Origin of the sequence: Streptomyces sp. IBSBF 2435 (assembly GCF_036815005.1) — a bacterium.
GTDB lineage: Bacteria > Actinomycetota > Actinomycetes > Streptomycetales > Streptomycetaceae > Actinacidiphila.
This window is the reverse complement of the sequence record NZ_JAJSYW010000108.1, coordinates 1-23,006: the sequence shown is the minus strand read 5'-3', so window position 1 is coordinate 23,006 and position 23,006 is coordinate 1. Positions and strand designations below refer to the sequence as shown.

Annotated in this window: 25 protein-coding genes and 1 pseudogene; 12 read left to right on the top strand and 14 right to left on the bottom strand. The window is 69.7% G+C overall.

Annotated elements, in window-relative coordinates:
• Nucleotides 1-29: 29 nt before the first annotated feature.
• The 8 genes from V7E46_RS20990 to V7E46_RS20955 all read left to right on the top strand — a co-directional run bounded on the left by V7E46_RS20990 (nt 30) and on the right by V7E46_RS20955 (nt 7,707).
• Nucleotides 30-1,130 (top strand): MCE family protein, encoded by a 1,101-nt coding sequence (locus V7E46_RS20990; RefSeq protein WP_333769848.1) that lies wholly within the window; start codon nt 30-32, stop codon nt 1,128-1,130.
• Nucleotides 1,127-2,248, top strand: coding sequence for an MCE family protein (locus tag V7E46_RS20985; RefSeq protein WP_333769845.1), 1,122 nt, complete (start codon nt 1,127-1,129; stop codon nt 2,246-2,248). The genes V7E46_RS20990 and V7E46_RS20985 overlap by 4 nt, the downstream gene beginning before the upstream one ends.
• Nucleotides 2,248-3,522, top strand: a complete 1,275-nt coding sequence (locus tag V7E46_RS20980) for an MlaD family protein (RefSeq protein WP_333769844.1) — start codon at nt 2,248-2,250, stop codon at nt 3,520-3,522. The genes V7E46_RS20985 and V7E46_RS20980 overlap by 1 nt, the downstream gene beginning before the upstream one ends.
• On the top strand, nt 3,519-4,040 hold the full coding sequence (locus tag V7E46_RS20975) for a hypothetical protein (RefSeq protein WP_333769843.1): 522 nt from the start codon (nt 3,519-3,521) through the stop codon (nt 4,038-4,040). Before V7E46_RS20980 ends, V7E46_RS20975 begins: the two co-directional genes overlap by 4 nt.
• A 20-nt stretch (nt 4,041-4,060) precedes the next feature.
• Complete coding sequence (locus V7E46_RS20970; RefSeq protein ID WP_333769842.1) at nt 4,061-4,864, top strand: hypothetical protein; 804 nt, start codon at nt 4,061-4,063, stop codon at nt 4,862-4,864.
• A gap of 80 nt (nt 4,865-4,944) precedes the next feature.
• A complete protein-coding gene (locus V7E46_RS20965) occupies nt 4,945-5,493 on the top strand; it encodes a nuclear transport factor 2 family protein (protein ID WP_333769847.1) in 549 nt (182 codons plus the stop codon).
• Nucleotides 5,494-5,520: 27 nt separating this feature from the next.
• Nucleotides 5,521-6,216 (top strand): hypothetical protein, encoded by a 696-nt coding sequence (locus tag V7E46_RS20960; protein WP_333769841.1) that lies wholly within the window; start codon nt 5,521-5,523, stop codon nt 6,214-6,216.
• A gap of 129 nt (nt 6,217-6,345) precedes the next feature.
• Nucleotides 6,346-7,707 carry a glutamine synthetase family protein gene (locus V7E46_RS20955; RefSeq protein WP_251492609.1) on the top strand — a complete coding sequence of 454 codons (1,362 nt, stop codon included), beginning with the start codon at nt 6,346-6,348 and terminating at the stop codon, nt 7,705-7,707.
• Nucleotides 7,708-7,782: 75 nt separating this feature from the next.
• On the opposite strand, the gene V7E46_RS20950 is transcribed toward V7E46_RS20955, so the two are convergent.
• The 13 genes from V7E46_RS20950 to V7E46_RS20890 all read right to left on the bottom strand — a co-directional run bounded on the left by V7E46_RS20950 (nt 7,783) and on the right by V7E46_RS20890 (nt 17,459).
• Nucleotides 7,783-9,048 (bottom strand): tyrosine-type recombinase/integrase, encoded by a 1,266-nt coding sequence (locus tag V7E46_RS20950; protein ID WP_333769840.1) that lies wholly within the window; start codon nt 9,046-9,048, stop codon nt 7,783-7,785.
• Nucleotides 9,049-9,140: 92 nt separating this feature from the next.
• Entirely contained in the window at nt 9,141-9,332 is a 192-nt protein-coding gene (locus V7E46_RS20945; RefSeq protein WP_333769839.1) for a helix-turn-helix transcriptional regulator, read from the bottom strand.
• 122 nt (nt 9,333-9,454) lie between these two features.
• The gene (locus V7E46_RS20940; protein WP_333769838.1) at nt 9,455-10,675 is read right to left on the bottom strand and encodes a DUF3631 domain-containing protein; all 1,221 of its coding nucleotides are present in this window, start codon (nt 10,673-10,675) and stop codon (nt 9,455-9,457) included.
• On the bottom strand, nt 10,672-11,031 hold the full coding sequence (locus V7E46_RS20935) for a hypothetical protein (RefSeq protein WP_333769836.1): 360 nt from the start codon (nt 11,029-11,031) through the stop codon (nt 10,672-10,674). Before V7E46_RS20935 ends, V7E46_RS20940 begins: the two co-directional genes overlap by 4 nt.
• Complete coding sequence (locus tag V7E46_RS20930) at nt 11,028-11,933, bottom strand: bifunctional DNA primase/polymerase (RefSeq protein ID WP_333769835.1); 906 nt, start codon at nt 11,931-11,933, stop codon at nt 11,028-11,030. Before V7E46_RS20930 ends, V7E46_RS20935 begins: the two co-directional genes overlap by 4 nt.
• A gap of 88 nt (nt 11,934-12,021) precedes the next feature.
• Nucleotides 12,022-12,315, bottom strand: coding sequence for a hypothetical protein (locus tag V7E46_RS20925; protein ID WP_333769834.1), 294 nt, complete (start codon nt 12,313-12,315; stop codon nt 12,022-12,024).
• Entirely contained in the window at nt 12,315-12,638 is a 324-nt protein-coding gene (locus tag V7E46_RS20920; protein ID WP_333769833.1) for an RRQRL motif-containing zinc-binding protein, read from the bottom strand. The genes V7E46_RS20925 and V7E46_RS20920 overlap by 1 nt, the downstream gene beginning before the upstream one ends.
• A 228-nt stretch (nt 12,639-12,866) precedes the next feature.
• Complete coding sequence (locus V7E46_RS20915; RefSeq protein ID WP_333769832.1) at nt 12,867-15,035, bottom strand: FtsK/SpoIIIE domain-containing protein; 2,169 nt, start codon at nt 15,033-15,035, stop codon at nt 12,867-12,869.
• Between the two features lie 85 nt (nt 15,036-15,120).
• Nucleotides 15,121-15,318 (bottom strand): DUF6257 family protein, encoded by a 198-nt coding sequence (locus V7E46_RS20910; protein WP_333769831.1) that lies wholly within the window; start codon nt 15,316-15,318, stop codon nt 15,121-15,123.
• Nucleotides 15,315-15,722 (bottom strand): hypothetical protein, encoded by a 408-nt coding sequence (locus tag V7E46_RS20905; RefSeq protein WP_333769830.1) that lies wholly within the window; start codon nt 15,720-15,722, stop codon nt 15,315-15,317. The genes V7E46_RS20910 and V7E46_RS20905 overlap by 4 nt, the downstream gene beginning before the upstream one ends.
• 14 nt (nt 15,723-15,736) lie before the next feature.
• Nucleotides 15,737-16,633, bottom strand: a complete 897-nt coding sequence (locus V7E46_RS20900; protein WP_333769829.1) for a protein spdB — start codon at nt 16,631-16,633, stop codon at nt 15,737-15,739.
• Nucleotides 16,630-16,935, bottom strand: coding sequence for a hypothetical protein (locus V7E46_RS20895; RefSeq protein ID WP_333769828.1), 306 nt, complete (start codon nt 16,933-16,935; stop codon nt 16,630-16,632). Before V7E46_RS20895 ends, V7E46_RS20900 begins: the two co-directional genes overlap by 4 nt.
• A gap of 74 nt (nt 16,936-17,009) precedes the next feature.
• Nucleotides 17,010-17,459 carry a protein kilB gene (locus V7E46_RS20890; protein ID WP_333769827.1) on the bottom strand — a complete coding sequence of 150 codons (450 nt, stop codon included), beginning with the start codon at nt 17,457-17,459 and terminating at the stop codon, nt 17,010-17,012.
• Nucleotides 17,460-18,345: 886 nt separating this feature from the next.
• On the opposite strand from V7E46_RS20890, the gene V7E46_RS20885 reads away from it, so the two are divergent.
• Nucleotides 18,346-18,885 carry a GntR family transcriptional regulator gene (locus V7E46_RS20885; RefSeq protein ID WP_333769826.1) on the top strand — a complete coding sequence of 180 codons (540 nt, stop codon included), beginning with the start codon at nt 18,346-18,348 and terminating at the stop codon, nt 18,883-18,885.
• 1 nt (nt 18,886) lies between these two features.
• Entirely contained in the window at nt 18,887-19,654 is a 768-nt protein-coding gene (locus tag V7E46_RS20880; protein WP_333769825.1) for a GntR family transcriptional regulator, read from the top strand.
• Between the two features lie 185 nt (nt 19,655-19,839).
• On the opposite strand, the gene V7E46_RS20875 is transcribed toward V7E46_RS20880, so the two are convergent.
• Nucleotides 19,840-20,970 carry a hypothetical protein gene (locus V7E46_RS20875; RefSeq protein WP_333769824.1) on the bottom strand — a complete coding sequence of 377 codons (1,131 nt, stop codon included), beginning with the start codon at nt 20,968-20,970 and terminating at the stop codon, nt 19,840-19,842.
• A gap of 664 nt (nt 20,971-21,634) precedes the next feature.
• On the opposite strand from V7E46_RS20875, the pseudogene V7E46_RS33935 reads away from it, so the two are divergent.
• Both V7E46_RS33935 and V7E46_RS20870 read left to right on the top strand, forming a co-directional pair.
• A pseudogene (locus V7E46_RS33935) lies at nt 21,635-21,721 on the top strand (glutamine synthetase); the annotation flags it as partial.
• Between the two features lie 121 nt (nt 21,722-21,842).
• A complete protein-coding gene (locus V7E46_RS20870; RefSeq protein WP_443054282.1) occupies nt 21,843-22,520 on the top strand; it encodes a histone deacetylase in 678 nt (225 codons plus the stop codon).
• Nucleotides 22,521-23,006 lie beyond the last annotated feature (486 nt).

Sequence of the window (23,006 nt, the reverse complement as noted above, 5' to 3'; positions counted from 1 at the left end):
GGCCCCGCCCGCGGCTGCCGCGGCCCGCCCTGCCCGCCGTACGGGTCTCCCGGCGGCTGCTGGCGGCCGGCCTGGTCCTCGTCCTGGTCGCCGCGGCCCTCGTCACCGCCGGCTTCGTGGCCTTCGGCGGCCCGGACGGCCGCCACGTCACCGCCTACTTCGACCGTGCCGTCGGCGTCTACAAGGGCTCCGACCTGCGCATCCTGGGCGTGAAGGTCGGCACCGTCGAAGCGGTCGAGCCCAAGGGCAAGCAGGTCGAGGTCACCTTGCGCCTCGACCACGGCGTCAAGGTGCCGGCCGGCGCGGGAGCCGTCGTCGTCGCCCCCAGCGTCGTCGCCGACCGCTACGTCCAGCTCACCCCCGCCTACACCGGCGGCCCGCAGCTGAAGGACCACGCGGTCATCCCGGCCGGGCGCACCGCCACCCCGGTCGAGATCGACCAGCTCTACGACAGCATCACGCGGCTCAGCGACGCCCTCGGCCCGAACGGCGCCAACGCCACCGGCGCCCTGTCGGGACTGCTCGACACCGGCGCCCAGAACCTCCAGGGCAACGGCAAGGCCATCGGCGACAGCATCAACCAGCTCGGCCAGGCATCCAAGACCCTCAACAGCCACAGCGACGACCTCTTCGCGACCCTGTCCTACCTCCAGTCCTTCACCACGATGCTCAAGAACAACGACGGCAAGGTGAAGGCGGCGGCCGACCAGCTCTCCACCGTCACCGGCTTCCTGGCCGCCGACAAACAGGACCTCGGCGGCGCGCTCCAGCAACTGTCCACCGCGCTGGGCCAGGTAAAGACCTTCATCCAGGACAACCGCGGCCGGCTCACCACCAGCATCAGCAAGCTCACCCCGATCACCCAGACCCTGGTCGACCAGCGCGCCTCGCTCGCCGAACTCCTCGACACCGCACCGCTGGCGGCCGACGACCTGCTGAACGCGTACGACCCGAAGCACCACACCATCGACGGCCGCGCCAACATCAACGAGCTGAGCATGGGCGGCAACCCGACCCCCGCGTCCGGCTCCTCCTCCGCCGGTACGTCCACCAGCTCCCCGGCCGCGAAGCACCTGCCGCTGCCCTTCCCCGCGGCCGGGGACGTCACCACCGAGGGGGCCGCGCGATGAGCCGACGGCGTACGACCACCGCGGCCCTCGGCGCGCTGCTCAGCCTGACCCTGGCCGGCTGCTCCTTCGGCGGGGTGCAGAGCATCCCGCTGCCCGGCGGCGCCGACCTCGGCAGCCACCCCTACACGGTCAGGGCGCAGTTCGCCGACGTCCTCGACCTCGTACCGCAGGCCTCGGTGAGGGTCAACGACGTCGCCGTCGGCCGGGTCACCTCGATCCACCTGGCCGACGACGGCTGGTCCGCGCTGGTCACCATGAAGGTCAACGGCAAGGTCGAACTGCCCGCCAACGCCTACGCGCACCTGGAGCAGTCCAGCCTGCTCGGCGAGAAGTACGTCCAGCTGTCCGCGCCGCCGTCCAGCGAGCCGCCCCACGGCCACCTCAACGGCGCCGCGCTCATCCCCACCTCGCACACCAACCGCAACCCCGAGGTCGAAGAGGTCTTCGGCGCCCTGTCGCTGCTGCTCAACGGCGGCGGCATCCAGCAGCTCAAGACCATCAGCACCGAGCTGAACAAAGCGCTGACCGGCAACGAGCCCCAGGTCAGGGACATGCTCAGCCAGGTGGACACGCTGGTCACCGACCTCGACACCCACAAGCAGGACATCACGGACGCGCTCGACGGCGTCAACCAGCTGTCCGCCACCCTCGCCGTACGCGACCAGAAGATCGGCACCGTACTGACCGGTCTGAGCCCCGGCCTCAAGGTGCTTGACCAGCAGCGCGGCTCGCTCGTCACGATGCTGCGGGCGCTGGACACCCTCTCCGGCGTCGCGGTGAACACCGTCAACCAGAGCAAGGACGACATGGTCGCCGACCTCCAGGCCCTCGCGCCCACCCTGCAACGGCTCGCCGACTCGGGCAAGGACCTGCCCGACTCGCTCCAGGTGCTGCTCACCTACCCGTTCACCGACGAGGTGCTCCACGGCGTCAAGGGCGACTACCTTAACGTCTACCTCGACCTGACCGCGGCCCCCGGCACCCAGCTCACCCCGGTACTCACGTCCGGGGACAACTCCTACCCGCCGACCCCGCAGTCGCTGGGCAAGAAGAGCAACATCCCCAAGGGCCTGCCGCTGCCGCTGCCCTCGGTCACCACCACGGCGGGGGGCCGCTGATGCTGACCAGGACCACGGTCGTCAAGAACATCGCCTTCCTGCTGGTCGCCGTCCTGGTGCTCGGCTACATCGGAGTGCGCTACGCCGACCTCGGCCGCTACGTCGGACTGAGCGGCTACTACACCGTCAAGGTCGAACTCCCGGAGGCAGGAGGCCTGTTCGAGCACTCCGACGTCACCTACCGCGGAGTGTCGGTCGGCCGGGTCGGGCCGATCCGGCTCACCTCGGACGGCGTCGAGGCCTCCTTGCGGATCAACGACTCCGCGCCGCGCATCCCCGAACACCTGGAGGCCGTCGTCGCGAGCCTGTCCGCGGTCGGCGAGCAGTACATCGACCTGCGGCCCAGCACCGACAACGGCCCCTTCCTGCACGACGGCTCCCGGGTCGACGAGGCGTCCACGCAGATCCCGGCGCCGGTCACCAACCTGCTGACCAGCGTCAACGACCTGGCCGGCTCCGTACCGCTCACTTCGCTGCGCACCGTCGTGGACGAATTCGGCCAGGCCTTCAACGGGCAGGCCGACAACCTCCAGTCGCTGCTGGACTCCAGCGGCCAGTTCATCTCCGCCGCCGACACCAACCTGCCCGCCGACACCCAGCTGCTGGTCGACGGGCAGACCGTGCTGACCACCCAGGCCGACGAGGGCGCCGCCATCAAGTCCTTCGCCGACAGCGCCAACCAGCTCGCCGCGCAGCTCAACTCCTCCGACGCCGACCTGCGCCGGCTGATCACGGCGGCGCCGGACGCGGCCGTCCAGGTCAGCGCGCTGCTGCGGGACGTCGGGCCGCAGCTGAGCGTGGTGCTGGCCAATCTGCTCACCACCTCCGACATCGCCGCGACCCGGCAGCGGGGCATCGAGGAATTCCTGGTCAAGGTGCCCGCGGTGGTCGCCGCCGGCTCCTCCTCCGTCGACTCCAAGGGCCTGCACTTCGGCATGGCGACCACCTTCTTCGCGCCGTTGCCCTGCACCTCCGGCTACGGCGGTACGGCCTACCGCAACGGCCTGGACACCAGTGCCCCCGCGACCGCCTTCAACACCGCCGCCCGCTGCACCGCCCCGGCGTCCAGCGGCATCGGCGTCCGCGGCTCCGCGCACGCCCCGGACGGCGGCGGGGTGCCGACACCCGCGGTGCCCGGCTCCGTCCTGTCGCCCGGCACGACGGCCGCCTACTCGATTCCCGCGGGACCCGTACTGCCCGGCGCGCTCGGCCTGCCCGCGCTGCCGCCCGGCGGCCCCTCGACCATGGCGGGCCTGCTGGGGGTGACGTCATGAGGCTGCCCCGCGCGATCCGCGGCAGGGCCGCCGGGTGGGTGGCTGCCTGGACGGCGGCCGCGGTCGTCTGCGGGCTCGGCGCCTGGTCCTACGCCGACACCCGCGGCGACGACGCGCTGAGCTACGGCAAGGCGCGGGACGCCGCGCTCGCCGACGGCACGCACGACATCGCCCGGCTCAACACCGTCGACGCCGCCCATGCGGCCGGCGACCTCGGCCAGTGGCTCACGGTGACCACCGGGCCGCTGCACGACCGGATGGCCAGCACGCACACCGCCGACGCGGCCACGCTCAAGCAGTCGGGGACCTCCACCCGGGGCACCGTCACCGACGCGGCGGTCACCGAACTGGACACCAGGGCGGGCACGGCCAAGCTCATCGCCACCGTGCAGGTCGAGGTCACTCCGGCCACGGGCACGGCCACCACCGACCGCAAGCGCTTCGAGGCGGGCCTGTCGCGCACCGCGGACGGCTGGAAGCTCGCCGCGCTCACCGCGGTACCGGTCGGGGCGAGTTGAGAGCCGAGGAAGGACGCAAGGTGAAGACGACCGAGCACACCGCGCCGGACACTTCCGCGGACGACGCGGACGACGCGGACACCGCCGTTCCGCCCCTGGCGCCGGACGCCTCCGGGGAGGCCGCGGCGGCCGGTCCCGCGCCGGACGCCTCCGGGGCGCCGCCCGCGGGAGCCGCTTCCGGGGGCGGTGGTCCGGCCGGGGCGGACGGGGGCGGTTCCGACGACGGGCACACCGCCGGCGCCGACGGTACGGTCACAGGCGACCCCGACGACGAGCGCGCCGCCCGCCGGTGGCGTCCCCGGGCCGGGTGGACCCGCGCCGTGCGGAGCAACCCGCGGCGGGTGGCCGCCGCCGCCGTGATCGCCGCGCTGCTGCTGGCCGGCGGCGGATTCGGCTACGCGGCCCACCGGTTGAAGGACCCGGCCGCGGCACGCAACCACGCGCTCACCGACACCGACGCCACCAGCCGGCTCACCGGCGACGTCAGCGACGCGCTCAGCCGGATCCTCGCCTACACCCCCGAGGACACCCAGTCCACCGCCCAGGCCGCCCGCGACGTACTGGAGGGCGCGGCGGCCCAGCAGTACCAGCAGCTCTTCGCCCAGATCAGGCAGCAGGTAGCCGACCAGCAACTGACCCTGGGCACCCGGGTGGTGCGGGCCGGCGTCGTCTCGCTCACCGGCGACCACGCCCGGCTGCTGGTCTTCCTCGACCAGACCGCCCAGCGCGCGGGCGCCACCGCCACCAGCGCGGCGGCCCAGCTCTCGGTCACCGCCCACCTGGTCGGCGGCCACTGGCGCATCAGCGATCTCAAGGCCCGCTAGGAGAAACCCGGATGGCCCGCATGCCGCACTTCCGCACCACCGCAGCCCGGCTGCGCCCGCGCGCCCCGCGACGCCCGCTGCTGGCGGTGGCGCTCACCCTGGCGCTGGCCGCCGCCGTCGCCGCGGCGCTCAGCGGCTGGTCCTGGTACGACGCCGCCCACGACGGCGACGCCGCCTTCGCCCGCAACCGCGACACCGTACTGGCCGCGGGCGAGCAGGCCGTGCAGAACCTCAACACCCTGGACCACAACGACCTGGACCACGGCCTGGACATCTGGGAGTCCTCCACCACCGGCGACCTGCACACCCAGCTCACCCAGGGCAGGACCGGCTTCGCCGAGCAGGTGCAGCAGGCCCGGACGGTCAGCACCGCCAAGGTGCTGTCCGGGGCGGTCACCGAGCTGGACACCAGGACCGGCAAGGCCAGCGTGATGGTCGCGCTGCGGATCACCGTCCAGGCGCCGAAGGCCAAGCCCGCGGTGAAGGAGAGCCGGCTGCTCGGCGAGCTGACCAGGACCGCGGACGGCTGGAAGCTCAGCGCGCTGGGCCAGGCCCCGATGGGCGACAGCGCCCCCGACCCCGCCGCCACGGCGGCGCCCACCACCCCGCAGCCCACCGCGAGCCACTGACGCCGTACGCGAGAGGACCGACGCACCATGTCGACCACCCGTCATCTGATCAACCGGCAGCGCAGGCTGGCCGCGGTGTCCGCGGCGGCGGAGGAGCGTACGGTCTCCGGCCCGGCGGCGGCCCAGGCGCGTACCCGTATCCGGCGTCCGGAGGCCGACGCCGCCGCACCGGCCCGTGCCGCCTCTCCACCGGCCCGTGCGGCCAGCAGGCCGCTGCCGGTCGCCGTCACCCTGCTGGCCGTCCTGACCGTGCTGCTCGGCGGCTTCGCGGCGGTCGCCGCGAACCGGGCCTCGGCGCTGCACGGCTCGGTCGCCGCCCACAACACCGCGCTGACCGACACCGCCCGCACCAGCGCGATCAAGGGCATGATCGCCGAGGCCGTGAACGCGGTCTTCTCCTACGACTACGCCGACACCGCCCGTACCGACGCCGCCGCCAAGCGGCTGCTCACCGGAAAGGCCGTACAGCAGTACGCGAGCATGCTCGCCGAGGTGCGCGCCCAGGCCCCGGCGCAGAAGCTGGTGCTGACCACCACCGTCACCGACACCGGGGTCGAGACGGTCGACGGCGGCCGGGCGCACGTCCTGGTCTTCGCCGACCAGCGCAACACCAGCACCGCGAAGGCGGGCGCGGGCAGCACGTACGCCGCCGCCATGTTCGCGGTGGACGCCGTCCGCCAGGACGGTACGTGGAAGATCGCCGCCATCGACACCTTCGGCTGAGGGGCCCCGGCGGGCACTATGGGGGTGAGCCGCGGCTGCAACCCACCCGAAACGGTGTGATGCAATGCTCATGATTCCCCACCCGGACCAGGCGGGGGAGCGGTGCCTGACCGGCGAGGATGGATGGATATGGATAAGCAGCAGGAGTTCGTTCTCCGCACCCTTGAGGAGCGGGACATCCGCTTCGTCCGGCTGTGGTTCACCGACGTACTCGGCTATCTCAAGTCGGTCGCTGTCGCCCCCGCGGAGCTTGAACAGGCGTTCGACGAGGGTATCGGCTTCGACGGCTCCGCCATCGAGGGCTTCGCCCGGGTGTACGAATCGGACATGATCGCCAAGCCCGACCCCGGCACCTTCCAGATCCTGCCCTGGCGCGCGGAGGGCCCCGGAACGGCCCGGATGTTCTGCGACATCCTGATGCCCGACGGCTCCCCGTCCTACGCCGACCCGCGCTACGTGCTCAAGCGCGCCCTGGCCAAGACCTCCGACCTCGGCTTCACCTTCTACACGCACCCCGAGATCGAGTTCTACCTGCTCAAGGACAAGCCGCTGGACGGCGGCCGCCCCACCCCCGCCGACAATTCCGGCTACTTCGACCACACCCCGCAGAACATCGGCATGGACTTCCGCCGCCAGGCCATCACCATGCTGGAGTCCATGGGCATCTCGGTGGAGTTCTCCCACCACGAGGGCGCCCCCGGCCAGCAGGAGATCGACCTGCGGTACGCCGACGCGCTGTCGACCGCCGACAACGTGATGACCTTCCGGCTGGTCATGAAGCAGGTCGCCCTGGAGCAGGGCGTGCACGCCACCTTCATGCCCAAGCCGTTCTCCGAATTCCCCGGCTCCGGCATGCACACGCACCTCTCGCTCTTCGAGGGCGACCGCAACGCCTTCTACGAGTCCGGCGCGGAATTCCAGCTCTCCAAGGTCGGCCGGTCCTTCATCGCGGGCCTGCTGCGGCACGCCGGCGAGATCTCCGCGGTGACCAACCAGTGGGTCAACTCCTACAAGCGGATCTGGGGCGGCTCCCAGCGCACCGCAGGCGCCGGCGGCGAGGCCCCCTCGTACATCTGCTGGGGCCACAACAACCGCTCGGCCCTCATCCGGGTCCCGATGTACAAGCCCGGCAAGACCGGCTCGACCCGTGTCGAGGTCCGCTCCCTCGACTCGGGCGCCAACCCCTACCTGTCCTACGCCGTCCTGCTGGCCGCCGGTATGAAGGGCATCCAGGACGGCTACGAGCTCCCGGCCGGCGCCGACGACGACGTATGGGCCCTGTCCGACTCCGAACGCCGCGCACTGGGCATCGAGCCCCTCCCGCAGAACCTCGGCGAGGCCATCGACCTGATGCAGCGCAGCGAACTGGTCGCCGAGACCCTGGGCGAGCACGTCTTCGACTTCTTCCTCCGCAACAAGAAGCAGGAGTGGGAGGAATACCGCTCCGAGGTCACGGCTTTCGAGCTGCGCAAGAACCTCCCGGTGCTGTAACCGCAGGTCAGACGCCCTCTCGGGCGGTACCGACGATCCGGGCCAGCGGCACAGTGCCGCTGGCCCGGAGCCGTCTCACCCCTCCTGGGCCGTCTCTGGGCCGTCCGGTGTGGGATCGGCGGCCCGGTACATGCCGTCCACGGCCCGGCGGGCACGTCCGTCACTGCTGGGCATCAGGTGCGTGTAGACCCGCAGGGTGAAGCCGGGGTCGTCGTGGCCGAGGTAGTGGCTGAGGGCCTTGATGTTCTCCCCGGATGCCAGCAGCACGGACGCGTAGAAGTGCCGCAGGGCGTGCATGCCGTCTTCCCTTGACGCCGGGTGCCGCTTGCCTTCTTCCGCGTCCTTGATGACGCCAGCGGCGGCGAGGGCGGGTTTCCACACCCGCGTGTTGAAGTCAGTCCGCCGTACGGCGCCGCCGTCCGCCCGGGTGAACAGCAGCCGCTTTGTCACGGGCGGCCCATCCGGCAGAAGCCAGGGGAGCGTTACTTCCACGGGCGGGCAGGATTCGCTGTGCAGCTTGAGCCGCTGGGCGACCCGTTCCGGCAGCGGCACATCCCGCTCTTTCCCGCGCTTGGGCAGGCCGAATACCAGGTGCCCATTCGCCACCTTGATTTGGCAGCCGACGTGCACCCAGCCGGTTTCGTAGTTCACCGCGTCATCGGCCAAGCCGAAGATTTCACCTTGCCGCAGGCCGCAGCCCCCGCCGACGTCCACCATCGCCCGGAATCGCTCCGGCAGAGCGGCCCGCACGGCGAAGACACGGCCCGCGGTCCACGGCTGCAAGCGTGGCGGCATGGACCTGGGAGCCCGTACCGAGCGGGCGCGGCAGGGATTGGCGTTCAAGTGCTTGTCGTCCACGGCCGCGGTGAACACCGATGACACGCTGGAGAAGATGACCCGGCGGTAGGAGGAGACGGGCAGCACCTTCTCCAGATCACTGATCCATTCGCGGATGTGCGACGGCTGGAACGATCCCAGCGGGCGCGTCCCGATGTACGGGAAGGCGTGCAGCTTGAGCTGTGTCGTTACCGACGTCCGGGTCGTCGCGTCGGTCGTCTGGCTCGCCAGCCACTTCTCCCCATACTGCTGGAAGGTGATGCGGCCGGCAGAGGGGTCGATGTACTGGCCTCGGGACATGTCGGCCTCGATGTGTGTGAGCCATTGTTCGGCGAGTCGCTTCTGTCGGTCGGGGAAGCTCTTGGACTTCTCGGTGCCGTCCGGGCCGATGTAGCGGGCGCGATAGCGCATCCCGCTGCCGTAGCGGTCCGATTTGACGCGTGTGGTCTTGCCGTCCTTGCTGGTCTCTGTCTTGTACCAGCGGTCTTGGATGTGGCCTGCCATGGTGGGCGACTCTCCTTGCGGGCATGGCTGCGGCCGGTGGCGAGCAGGCTGCTCGCCACCGGCCGCGGTTGATTCGGTTCGGGTGGGCTTGGTCAGGCGGCTTCGGTCTGTTGAGTGACCCAGGCGCTTACCGCATCGGGGTCGTAGCGCAGGTGGCGACCGACCCGGAATGCGGGCGGGCCGGTGCGCTTTTTGCGCCAGGTGTAGAGCGTTTCGACGCTCGGCAGACGTAGGAGTTCGGTCAGGTCTTCGGGGGTGAGGAAGCGATCGGGGAGTGCGGACACGGGTGCCTCCGGTCGGGGGGCCTCTTGCCTTCCAGATCCGCAACAAGCGCAACGTCCGCAACACCGCAGGTCAGAGGGGCCTTCGGTGTTGCGGATACGTTGGCTGTTGCGGATGAGTACCGCTACGCGGTGCGGTGGGGTGTTGCGGGAAGGTCGGCGGTGTTGCGGATGCCGGGGAGGGGTTCCGCAACTGATTCACCCCCGCTGACCTGGTCTGTTGCGGACGTTGCGGATGTTGCGGACTTCTGGGGGGTCGGGGGGCAGTAGCGCGTCCACGCGTCGGCGAGGTCGTCGGCGTAGTACCCCCGCGGCGTGCCGGCGGCGGTGCGGATGGCACGCGGCTTGACCGGCTTGTTGGCGCCGGTCATGTAAAGGCTGAGCATCCTCGACAGTGCCCGCGGGGTGAACGGCTTGCCCTGGTAATCGATCCAAGGTGCGTCGTCCATGCCGTTGAGGACTTCGAGGATGACCGCGGTGGACATCCGGTCGGCACCGCAGAACACCGCGTCTCGCAGGTCGGTCAGCAGCCGGATTCCGAGCGAAGCTTCGTCGTCGTCCTGGGCCGCATTGACGAGTTCCAGGCACGCGGCGCGCGCCCGGACGGGCCAAGCGCCGCCCGCAGCATCGGCAACGGCAAGCAGGGGCTCCCACACGTCTGCCGGGCGGTCCGTGACCCCTTCGGGGAGCTGCGGCCAGGTGCCCTCCACCGCCTTCCGCGCGGAGTCGGCCCAGCGGGCGAGACGGTCGCGCAGGCCGTGACCTTCGCTCTCGTGGATGCGCTGCCTGAACGGCTGCACCTTCTCATTGGGGGCACGCCTGCGCATGCGGATAATGACCGAGCGGGTCAGGATCGTGTCCGGCAGCGAGCCGAGACCGGCCATCGCCACGGCGCAGTAGGATGGGAAAGGCTGCACGGTCTGGTTGGAGCCGTCGCCGACGCACCGGTAAGTGACACCGGAGCGGCGGTGACCTGCGTTGAGGAATCCGCGAAGTTCCTCGTTGTCCCCAGCCTTGGGACCGAAAACGGTGTCGATCTCGTCAAAGAGGATCGTCGGCCGACCTTCCAGACCGGACACGGCGCGGAAAAGAGCGGCGGGGCTGGCGTTGACCGCGACCATCGGCTGTGGCACCAGAGTCTCTACGATCTCCAGCGCGCGGGACTTGCCCGAGCCGGGCTCGGGGGAGAGGAACGCGAGCCGGGGAGTGGAGTCGAAGCAGTCCAGCAGGTGCGCGTGCGCGTCCCACAGCGTCACTGCGACGTAGGCGGCCTGGTTGGGGAAGACGTTGAAGCGCCGGTGAAACGCCTCGATCTCGTCCAGCAGGGCAGCACCGTTCTCGCTCATGCGGCCTGCCTCCTTTCGGCGGTGGGAACGGTGACGGTGGTGGTGTGGGGGCAGGTGCCGACCCGGGCGCGAATGGTCAGTTCGATGACGGCAGCGCGGCCGGTGGCGCGTTCGTGGTGGCCGCATCGGCAGAGCCAGTCCGCGACCGGGGTACCTGTGAGGTGGACTTGCAAGCCCGGCAGGATGCCGGTGATGGTGACCAGGTGCGGGTCAGGGCGAACGGCTGAAAGGGCGCCCTGTCGGGTGACGACTTTCGGCGCGCTACTCGCCGCGGTGACCGGGGCTGGTTTGGCGGGGTTGGCCTGGTCGGGAGCGGGCGCATGGCTTTTCAGGCGCGCGCGGGGTTGGGCGCTCATGCTGTTTCCCGGGGCCTGGCGGTGCGGATTGACCAGTTCAGGGCGGATCGGATGGTGACGCGGCACTCGGACGCCGGCAGTCCAGCCGATTCGCCCCCGCCCTGAAAAGCCTGCTCTACGGTGGCGCGGTCAAGGTCTCCCCATGCCACGAACCTGCCCACGGCCCGTACGGCGCGCAGCAGTTCGGTGTTCCTGCCGCCTTCGCTGGTTGCCGCGACGGCCGCGGTTTCCCGTTCGAGCACGATGTCGGCGAGCCGACCGGCGTTGCGGGCGGGCATGGTCCGGATCGGTGCCGTGGTGGGCTTCTGTGGGACCGTCAGGGCGGTTTGGAGCCATTCGGGTAGCTTTGCAATGGGGGAGTCGTCCAGGACCGCATACGCGCCCTGAGGAGTTCGGCTTCCGGGGGCGACGACTTGTCCGCCCCATGCGCGGGTGTCGATCTTGGGTGCGAGGGTTCCGGCGGTGCTGCCGAGCCGGACGCCGGGCGGAGCGGTGAAGTACATGTGCTGTCCGCCGCTGGGGGTCCGGATGCGGCGGGTGGTGGGGGCGGCCTGTCCGGCGCGCTCGCAGAGCGCCAGGAAGGATGTCTCGCCGTCAGGCGTCCCCTTCTTGTCCTTGGGCTTGAGGGTGTCGAGGTCGACCACGAGAAGTCCGGCGGGGCCGGTGGCGATGCCCACGTTGTACGGGCCATGTGACCAGCAGCGCCGGATGCGGGCCGGGTCGGTGGTGGCGCGCTGCTCGAACTTGCGATGCCCGGCGGTGCAGTCGCCGTTGCGGGGGCAGGTGTCTTCGCCGTGCAGGGCGGGGTATTTGTGCCCGGGGCGTAGCGGGATGACGGGCCAGCCGCGTTCGGCGGCGACGAGCGCTGCGGACAGCAGCGCAGGGCACGTGGCATCGATCATGCTGGGAGTCCTCCGGTTCCTTCGGGGATTCGGGTGAGCCGGGGCGACCGCGTGTCTTTGGCGAGATCGGGCGGTCGCCCCGGGTAGCTCAGGTGAGGCCGTGGGGTGTGTGGGCGCGGGCGAGGTCACGTAGCCAGTCGGGCCAGTGCTCGGGCCGCTCGGGGTCGAAGCCGACCGTCATCTCCGCGTGGAAGGCGTTGATGCCGGGGGCGGGCCGGGCGGGTCCGGTGACATCGGCGGAGACAGCGCCGTCGCGGTCGAGCCAGTAGGTGAGCGTCACGGCGCGCGGACTGACGAAGACCTTGCGGCCGAGCCAGTCGAATACCTCGGGCTTGCCGGTGACGGGCAAGTTGACCGTGAGGGTGTTCGGGGAGCGGGCCATCAGGTATCTCCGGTTGAGTCGGCGCAGGGCCAGCAGCAGCCGAGCGAGGCGGAGATGACGTATCCGCGGTCGGTCCGGCAGGTGGGGCAGGTGCGGCGCGCGCGCATCATCGCGGCGTGCGAGCGCCACCGGCCCGCCGTCATCGGGCGCAGCGGACGGGCGGTGGCCGGGTCGTAGAGGTAGGCGACGCGGCGTCCGCGGCGCCAGCGGATCTCGCCGACCACGGCCGCGCTGTACGCGGACAGGCCCTTGGCGTGGAGCTGTCGGCGGGTCATGAGTCCGTGTGGGGCGAGGCGGTAGCGGTAGACGGGCAGTGCGGCCACGGGCGTTTCCCCTTCCATTGGGTGGTGGCCGTGCTGGTTACTGTGTGTGCAGGGAGGGAGGCAGGGGTGTCCCCAGGGATGGTGTTTCCGGGGGTTTCCGCAGGTCTCAGGGGGTTGCCTCCCTGACTCCCTGTGCGCGGGTTGGTGCTGGTCAGGTCAGGGAGGCGGGGTCAGGGAGGCGGTCAGGGAGAACTCCCTGCCTCCCTGGCCGCCTCCCTGTACGGACAGTCACGATTCGGGAGTCTCGGTGTCCCGTTGGGCGAGGGCGTCCCGGAGCTTGGCGCGGTCGACCACCATCCGCCCGTCTGACTTGCGGACCGCCCCGACGGGGTCGAGGACGTCACGCAGATCGGTAAAGGCCCAGGCGCGGTACTCGCGCGGGTTGAGCTGCGCGAGGCCGTGGAGGACTTCCTGCGTGCGCATCCGGTCGGCGCTGCCGAGGACGGCAGCGATGTCGGCCAGGGCATCGGCGCTTGCGCTGTTGTCCACCGCGGTCTTCGTGGTGACGCCGTCACGGCGGGCCTTGGCGCGCTCGGCGATCTCGGCGGCCTGGTCGCCGTCGATGTAGTGCGTGCGGATGGTGACCGAGGACTGTCCGGGTGCCAGCTTCACCCCGTCGCCCGCGACGACGACTGTTCCCTTGTCCAGGCCCTGGCGGAGCTTGTGCGGGGCGGCGCCGCCGTCGATGGCCTTGTCACCGAGCGCCATCCTGGCCTGCGACTCCGTGCCGAGCACGAGGGACGCGCGGATGTGCGCGCCTTCCCGGACGAGCTTGGGAAGGTTCTGGTCGGTGGGGTCCTGCGTGCCCTGGTAGAGCAGCACGTCGACGGCACGGCCCTGGTTGTGGATCTTCCGGGCGGCCTGGAAGTACCGGGAGGTGGCCTTGACCCCGCCATACGGGCGCTTGTCGTCGCCGACCGCCGGGCACATGAACGCCACCTGCGCTTCGTCCACGATCAGGATCAGCGGGTCCCACGTGGTGCCGGCCGGGGCCATCATGCGGCGCTCCATCTCGGCAACACCGTCTTCGAGCATGTCGGTCGCGTCGATGACGTGCTCGTCGGTGGGACCCTCGATCAGTACGGTGGCAAGGCCGTTCATCATCCGCCAGTCGCCGATGCCCTTGAGGTCGGCGATACGGAACTCGACGGTGGGGTCCATGGCCAGCCACAGCACCAGCGCCCGCAGGGACGCGGTCTTGCCCTGGTTGGACAGCCCCGTGATCAGCAGGTGCCGCTGGAACAGGCTGATCAGCGCGGCGTCCCCGCGCAGGTCCTGACCCCACGGCGCCCGCCCCGTGGCGTAATTCGCGCTCAGCTCGGGGTCGATGACCAGCGGAGAGGGGCCGATCGGCTCATCGAGCGCACCGGAATCGGCGATCCACAGCCGGACCGTGCGGGCGGCAACGGGGATGCTGACGAACACCTCGTGCTCGTGGCGGCCCAGGTTCTCCGCGAGCTTGCGGCGCCGCCCCTGCACCTCCTCCGTGGAGACGCCGGATGGCAGGGTGACGTCGACCTCGACACCGCATCCGGCGATCCGGATCGGTCCGAGCATCGCGGCCCCGTTGTCCTCGATCGCCCGGACCGCACCGCGCAAAGTAGCAATGCCCAGGTCACGCATCGCGGTGACGACGATCGACGGGGTGATCGGCATCCCGTCCGTGCTGCGCTGCGCGGGCGGGAGCGCCCACTGCGGGGCGGCCTGCCCGCGGCGCCCGGTGTTCCACAACCCGAGGAACGCCAGCCACGGGCCGACGACCAGCGCCGGACCCCACACGATCGTGCAGATGACGACGGCCCACCGGATCATGTCGATGGTGAACATCACCGGCGCGATGACCAGCGCCGGGTCGTGCTCGGCTATCGCCAGCACCGCACCGAGCCCGAGCAGGCCGCCGGTGCCGGCCGCGGTGGCGACCGCGGCGCCCTTGGCGACGCGCTGCGGGGCGCCCAGCAGGTCCATGCGCCGCTGGTGACGCGCGGCACGAAACGCGCGCCCGCGCTCTTCCCACTCCATCGCGGTCTCGTGCTGTCCGGCTGCTTCACTGACGCGGATCATCCGCTCGTAGCGGGCCGCAGACCGCCCGTCCCAGGCACGGCGGGCCAAAATCCCCGCGCCACCGGCAACGTAGGCGCCGTGCCGGATGACGGTCCGGGCGCTGGTCTTGGTGCGGTCGTGCGTGACGACGTGCAGCGTCACACCCACGGCACGCCGCACCCGCCCCGAACCACCCGGGCGGGAAGGGGCCTTGCCGGGCGCGACCGTAGGGTCGCCGGACGGGATGACGACACCTTGCAGCACCTCGCGGGGTGCCGTGTCGGGCGCGGTGGCGGTTTTCGTCAGATCGGGTACCGGCCGGGGCCGGTGTGCATCCAGGTCGATGATCTCGGTCATGCTGGGGCTACCTGCTCTCTGATGAGGTGCGGGGAGCCCGGACCGGCCGTGCGTCCGCCAAGAGGTCGGCCGGTCCGGGGCGGAGTCACTTGCCGGCCGCAGCGGCGGCCTTCTCGGCGCGCTGGCGGGCGCCGTCGATGATGCTGTCGAGCTTGCGCTGCAAGTCGCGCTGGTCGACGTCCTCACCAGCGAGGCCGCGTTTGGCCATCCGGGCGATGTACCAGGCGACCTTTGCCGCTTCCGTGCCGGTCAGCGGGGGGTCGTTGGGGTGGGTGCGGATCATCGGCGGCCACCCCCGCGGATGTCGCGGTAGATGCCGTAGACGACCAGGGCGACCAGGGCGGTGCAGGCTGCGGCGATGGCCAGGGCGACCGCGGCGAAAGCGACGGTGACCATGAGCATGCTGCCCCCGACCGCGATGGCCATCCACTTGCCCGCCTCGCCGGCACCGTTGGACTGCTGGACGGTGACCGGCGGCGGGGACACGTGGGCCGGTTGCTGGGCCTGGATGATCTGTGCGGCCTGGATTGCGGCGAGGATCACCGCGAACTGATCTCCCTGCCGGGCGGCTTCGACCGCTTCGGCTGAGGCTTTGGTGATGTCGGTCATGGCGACGACGGCCTTTCGGATGAGGATGACCAGCACAATGAGGACGACCAGCAGGAGCCGCAGCGACAACGCGCGCACGCCAACCACCCCCGTCAGCCGGTCTCGGTGGTCGTGGTCAGGCGCTTCCACGCGGCCCGCAGGCGGACTTCGGAGGCGCTGTGTCCGGCGGCACGGAACCGCACCGCCAGTTCCCGGTAGGACGGTGGGGGTACCTGCTCACCCATCAGCAGGCCCACGATGCGGTCCAGCTCGGCATCGCTGAGCGCGGGCGCCTCAATTGCGGCAACGGGTGCGACCGGCCCCCACACTGGGAGCTCCCACCGGGTGTGTGACGCGGGTGTGACGGGGGTCGTCACGCTGTTCAGCGCGGGTCCGGTGGCCTCGCCTGCACGGGCGGTGTCCAGCGTCGCCCAGGCTTCGGACAACACCGCGGCGGTGCGTGCCTGGACGCGTGCGACGCGAGCACCGGCTTCCGTCACGGCGGTGAGCCGGGTCTCCTCGGTGGTCGCTTCGGCCCGCAGCCGCGCACGCGCGACGGCTGCTTCATCGCGGGCTTCCTGCTGGATACCCGCAATCGCCTCCAACGCCCCGGGGGTGAGCGCGGTGCGCTCCCACAACCCGTGCACCAGCCACAGCGCCTTGGCCGCAACCGGCAGCCACGCCACCGCCAGCCACGCGCCGGCAGAGGACTCAGCGAGCAGGGCATGCGCGACCAGAACAACAGTCGCCACCGTGCCGAAACCCCAGCCGACCGCAGTCACAGGGCGGGAGTGGTCGCCCTGCGCAGCAAGGCGCCGCTCATAGGCCAGCGTCGCCAGCCAACCCCCGTCCAGTCCCAGCCCGACGACCACGGCGACCGGCCAGGACATCGCCTGCCCCAGCCACATCACCACGACGGCTAGCGTCAGCACCATCGACACGACCGTCATCGCGACCGCCGGGAACACGGTCAGCGCCTTCCTCAACCGCGCGTGCGTCTTGTGGTTCATGCCGCCATTCCCTTCCCGCGGGTCCGGCGGGACCTGCGGCTGGTGACGGCCGGGCGGGCGGCGGGGGCGAGGCGGAGCAGTTCGGGGCGGGTGCGGCCGATCGTCTCGACGGCCAGCGCGGTCGTGCGGTCGAACAGGCCCGGGTCGTCGGCGAGGATGTCGCGGGCAGCCGCCTCACGCGCCGCCCGCTGTTCGTCGGTCTCGTTGTCCTCGCCAAGCCACAGGTCCAGCGGGGTGCCGAGGGCCAGTTCGAGGAAGTCGTTTGTGGTGGTGGCCCGGTGGGGGCCGATGAAGTCGTCCATGGGTGTGCTCCAAGCGCACAGGTCCGGGCGCCTGACGGCACAGCGGCAGGCGCCCGGAAACGGAGAGGGGGAGGTCAGAACAGCGCTGTGGCGGCGGCGAGCAGCCGGTCAGCGGCGGCGATCGCGGCGGCGCGGCGAGCGTCCAGCGCTTCGCAGTCCGGCGCCTTGCGCAGCGCGTACGCGGCCTGCGCCGCGGCGTTGGCCACATCGGTCAGCGCCGGGGCGAGGATGGCCACACGTGCCAGCGGCCCCGTGATCGCCGACCGGCTGACGTGACTGTCGGCGCGGGCTGCGGCGTACTGCTGCTCGGCGCCGCCGGTCAGCCGCAGGTCTTCGCGCACCCACATCGCCCTGCGGTGATCGGCCAGCGCAGCCAGCAGGTCGGTTATCGCGCCGAGCTGGTCGCGGCCCCGCTGCGCGGCTCGGGACTCCGCCCGCTCTGTGCGGGCCGCGCGCTGCTGCAACAGATAAGCGGTCACCGAACCCAGCAGGGTCCCGATGACGGCAATGATCGTGGCGGTCATCAGCGACCACCGCCGTTCTCGCTGCGCTTGTTGACCTCCGCGTTCTTGCGCGACAAATCCTCGCGCTCAGCGTCCGTCAAGGCGATGATGATGAACACAGGTGCCTCCAAGTGGTTCCTGTGAAGCGGCACCCGGGTCGCACCCCGGGTGCCGCACCTCGTTGCGGCTGATCGGTTCGAGCAGCCACGGCCACGCACCGCCCCGTTGCCGGGCACGGTGCGGACCGTGCGTGCTCGACGCACACCGCCGACCGGCCAGGCGGCCCCGCAGGGCAGGCCGGTCGGTCGGCGGAAGATGACTCAAGGGGCCGCAACCGGCAGGTCAGCACCGGCAGCGCCCTACGTACATAAGCGGCGACCCATCACGGGTCTCCTCTCAGCAAGTGCGGATCTCGGGTGATCCGTAACCGCAGCCGTCCCTGCCGGCCAGAAGGCCGGGGTAACGCGGCTGCGACCCTTGCCCACCCCCGAAGCGGTCGGCGGACAAGCCCCTTATCTCGCCCCGGGCAGGTAGGTGAGCCCGGACCGCGTATCCACGCGCGGCACGTGCGGCCCAGCTCACGCCGGGCAGCCTCCCAAGCCCTCGCCAGGGCTGGAGACGGCCTCCCGAACCCCAAAACCGAAGGGTTGGAGGCGGCCCCATCGACCACCCAAGAGCAGGTGGCTGGAGCGGCACACTTTTCAGTTCTCAACCAGCGAGCGCTCCCCTCCCGATCCGTTTCCGGAGCGTTCAGACGCGCTTGACCTGCGTAGTTCGGCGTGACCGTCGAGCTACGGAGTACCGTACTGCCTTTCGCGAAAGGTAGCAAGGTCTGCAGTTCGGAGTCTTAGCGCTTACTGTGTAAAGCAGCAAGGTTTCACCGTTACCAGAACGAGGAGGCCCCGCCGTGACCAGCGGAGATTGGGTCAGCTCTTCCGCGTCCTACGTGGCGCCGCGACACGACGGGCAACGTGATGCATGGACCGAAGAGGCGAAGGCGAGGGGGGAACAGGGCTCTCAGCGCATCGTGATCGCCGGTGAAGTTCCCGCGCCGCCCGAGGTCGCGGACCTGCTCGGTGTTGCCGCAGGAACTCCGGTGGTGGTTCGGCGGCGAGTCATGTACCTGGGGGAGGCGGCGGTCGAACTGACCGATACCTACTACCCGTTGGGGATCGCTGCGGGGACGCGTCTTGCCGGGACGGCAAAGATCCCCGGTGGGGCGGTCACACTACTGGCGACGATGGGGCACACAGCTCGGCGTGTGCACGAGGAGGTGTACGCGAGGGTTCCGGACGATGCGGAGCGCAGCGCTCTGGCCCTCGCGGCTGACGAGCCAGTTCTGTGCCTGACGAGGGTGACCGAAGACGAGTCCGCCCCGTTTCAGGTCGACGTATCTGTGTTCCCCGCTACCGGACAGCGACTCCGCTACGAACTGAGGATTGGCTGACATGCCTAAAGCTGACGAAGAAGCTTTCGACCGGCGGCCGTTGCACGAACGGATCGCTGCAGATCTACGCGACGAGATCATGTCCGGCGACCTGGAGCCCGGCGCTAGCCTGCCCTCGACTCAGCGGCTCAAAGAGCGGTTCGACGCCTCGAACGCGACCGTGCAGAAGGCTCTCCAGGTCCTCAAGGATGAGCGCCTTGTCGTCGGCCGCGCCGGGGCCGCGGTGACCGTGCGGGAGCACCGGCAGGAGACCGTACGGCCAGCCGACACGGGCCAACCTGCCGCGCCGGGGGAGCAGTACCGATGGCTCACGGTCGCTGGAAGCCGCGGCAAGCGCGGGAGCATTCAACTTCTCGACGTGACCGAGGTGCGCCCGCCGGCCGAAGTCGCCGTCGCCCTGGACCTCGGCGAGACCGGCACGGCCTTCCTCCGCCGACAGATCTTGTCGTGGGATGGTCAACCAGTCGAACTCGTCAATTCCTACTACCCAGCCGAGTTGGCCCGCGGCACGGCCATGGCCGAACCCCGCAAAATCCGCGGTGGTACTCCCGCCCTGCTGGCCGAGATGGGCTATCCGCCGCGCCAGACTGTCGACCGCGTATCGGCGCGCGTTCCCACGCAGGAGCAGTACGAGTCCCTGCAGCTCCCGAGTGACCTCCCGATCCTGCGTACGTTCCGGGTGGTCTACAGCACCAAAGAGCGCCCGATCGAGGCGACGTTGATGGCGAAAGCGGGGCATCTGTACGAACTGCAATACGAGTTCGTGTAGGTACGTCGCGCGAGGCATTCACGGAGCCTGACCCCGGGGGGGGGGGGGGGGGGGGGGGGGGGGGGGGGGGGGGGGGGGGGGGGGGGGGGGTGGGGGGGGGGGGGGGGGGGGGGGGGGGGGGGGCCCCCCCCCCCCCCCCCCCCACCACAGGCCAGACGGTTTAAGCGAGGATCGAACTATCACCGTTAAGTGCTGTCCATGCGCTCTTCCGGAGTGGGTTCTAGAACTCTTCGTGGCGGAATTTTTTCACGCAGCACCCATATCAAAAGATCTTTGGCGACACGCCGCATTCCTGTTACAATGCGGAATTGAAAGTCTAGTCCAGGAATGGGTTTCAGGATTCTAAAAGCGTGAAGTCCCGGAGAGGCCTCGCTGCCGTGGAGGCGACCGGTATGAACCGTCAGCGATCTAACCGAGTAGGCGCGCCGAGAAAGCTCAGCGGCTATGCTGTCGTCCGCCACCAAGCGCACTGTAGCCCGGAAGCGGGAAGCGATTCGCATTTGGTTTTTGCAGTTTTCGCACTTCTCTTCCTTGAATAGAATGAGGGATATTGCCTCAATCGCAGAGACGAACGAGACGAGAGCGAGGCTTGGGTGTTGGTCTTCAAGCTCCAACCCCTCCATGTAAATTGACAAGGCGTCGCGAATTTTCTTTCGCGTGCTCATCCTTGTCCAGGCACCCTCAAGCCATGTGGGCGTTTCTACGTTTTCGGTGTCGCATTTGTCGTCCGTCTCTGCTTGCAAAGATTCCTCTGCCGTCCACGGAATTCTTTTGGGAACTTGTCTTACTCCCCATTGGAGGGGTGCTGCAGATTCCCGAACGCTAATATGAGTATCCCAGGCCAGAGAAAGAAGGCCGGTCAGTAGCGATAGATCTGCAGCCGCTTTGAATTGGGCGCTCTCCCAGTCGTGCGCTGTGCTGCTTCCGTGTACGACTATTGGGAATGTCATGGCCGACTTCCAGGCGTGCAGCGTGCGTTGCGGAGTCGCTCTTGATTCCAGTAGCGAGTTATCGGCGGAACGCAGGCGCATAGAGGAAACACGCCCCGGCTTGTGAAGCTGGATTGGGGTCTTTCCAATATTCCCTGGTATCTCACCGATAATTGCTGTCCATTTGTGGAGCGGGTGGGGTTGCGCCAGTGCTTTTCGCGCCAGATCTACAATCTTTTCCCATCTTTGCGCAACATTCTCATCGATATGTTCATTGTGTCCGCCGAGGCCGATCAATATGCGACCATCTTCGAGCGGGGCGGTTAGGAGACGCGTATCTGACTCATTTCCCGTGACTCTCATGCTCACTTCGACTAGATGTCCCATCGCGAGGTCGCCCCATCTTATTACTGTAGGGTCGTCCGATGCTGCGGCTGTGTTATGTCTAATGCAACTCAGCCACTCATCAAAGTCTCCACTTGGGATGAAATCCTCTTCGATTATTCGTGTCCACTGGTAATTCATGCTATTCCCTATCGGGGCTCGTGGGGAAACTAGTGTGCCAGCATCGCTACCCGTTCGGCATGCCCTTTGCGCAGTCTGTAGGGATCTGCGGCGAAGTCCGCGTGCCTCTCGACAGCCAACGGCTCCCGCCAGCCGGGTCGGCTGCGGGCGCCCGCCTATGGATCAGGCAAGCGTGCGGTCTGGTCGCAGCCGCGGTCTCATGCGTCGCGCAGGCTGCTGACGTCCGGACAGTTCCACGAGCGTCCGTCAGCGGGTTGAACGGCTGGTTCGGACTTCAACGGACGACCACGGACCAAGATCGGACAACATGCAATGCGTGGCTCGCGTCACTAGCAGGTGCACACGCTGGCCCAACCTCCGCAGCGCGCAGGGCGGAGTGCACAGCCCCAGTTGCAAAGTGCGGGGCCGTCTGGGGGCCGTGGGACGCCAACCAAGGTCCACCGGCAACGACCAAAGTTGACCGTCCCACAGCAGGTCAACGCCGGTTTCCAGAGGGAACGCGCAGGTTGGCTAGCACCCGCTCAAGTTCCTCCGCAACAAGAAGCAGGAGTGGGAGGAGTACCGCTCCGAGGTCACCGCCTTCGAGCTGCGCAAGAACCTCCCGGTGCTGTAGCCGCGGCTCGGCGTCCTTCGGGATCGTGACGCCTTCCGGGCCGGCGGGATGTGGTGCCGCCGGCCCGGAGCCGTCGGTGAGCGTGTACGTGATCCGCCACGACGTCTCCGCGGAGTGACAGGTGAGTTCCTTCGAGCGGGTGAGGACCGGATCGGGTGAGCCGCAGCCCCTCACACAGGTCTGGTACGTGTCGTACGGCTCCAACATGTGCATGGAGCGCCTGCGGTACTACCTGGCCGGAGGACGGCCGCCGCACGGTTCACGGGTGTACCCGGGCGCCCGCGATGCGCGTATGCCGGCGGAATCGGTGTCCGTCGAACTGCCGGGCACGGTGTACTTCGCGACGGAGTCGCCGGTATGGACCGGCGGACGTGCCTTCTACGACGCGGACGCGGCCGGCCGCGCGTGGGGGCGGGCGCATCTGGTGACCCTCGGGCAGTTCTCCGACATCGCGGCTCAGGAGATGTACCGACAGCCCGGCCCCGGCCCCGACCTCGACGTCACGGAGGCGGTCCGCGTCGGACGGGCCGAACTCGGCGCCGGACGCTACGAGACCCTCGTGCACGCGGGTGAGCGGGCGGGCGTCCCCCTGCTGACGTTCACGGCGCCCTGGCGGGTGAACGACGTCGAGTGGATCAAGCCGTCCGCCACCTACCTGAGCCTCCTCGCGTCCGGCCTTCTCGAGACCGGTTCCTGGGGCCCCGATCCCGTCGCGGAGTACCTGTCCTCCCGCCCGGGCGCCGCGGGCCACTGGACCGCCGAGACCGTGCGAAACCTCGTCCGGCCACTCCCTGGATGACCCGTGGCGACGGCGCGACCGGCCCGCCCACGCTCAGGCGTCCGCTCCCGGGGCGGTGATGCGCAGGCCGATGTCGGCCGGGCGCGCTTCGGGCGTGCCGGAGATGTGCCCCGAGGAGGTGGACGCCCCAGGGAGGGGCCCTATCGCGGCTGGAACCGCGACGGTAATGACTCCACCACCTATTACCAGCTGCACATGCCGTACGGCGCGGAGACCAGTTTCTACGTATGCGCGGCGAAAGGCGGTCTCATCGTGGGAAGCACATGCGGCCAGACCGCCCACGGGTACGCCGGCCCGCAAATCCGAGTTCGCCCCACGCTCGAACACCGGGCACACCGCCGCCGGGTCGCACGCCTGCCCGGCGTCGAGTGACGCCTTCGTGGACGGCTGCCCCCGGGGTGCGGCTGCGGCGGAGAGCCACGTCGAGGGCCGAAGGTCAGCCGAGCCAGGACGGCGCCAGGGCCGAGGGGGCGAGGAGGGTGGGGG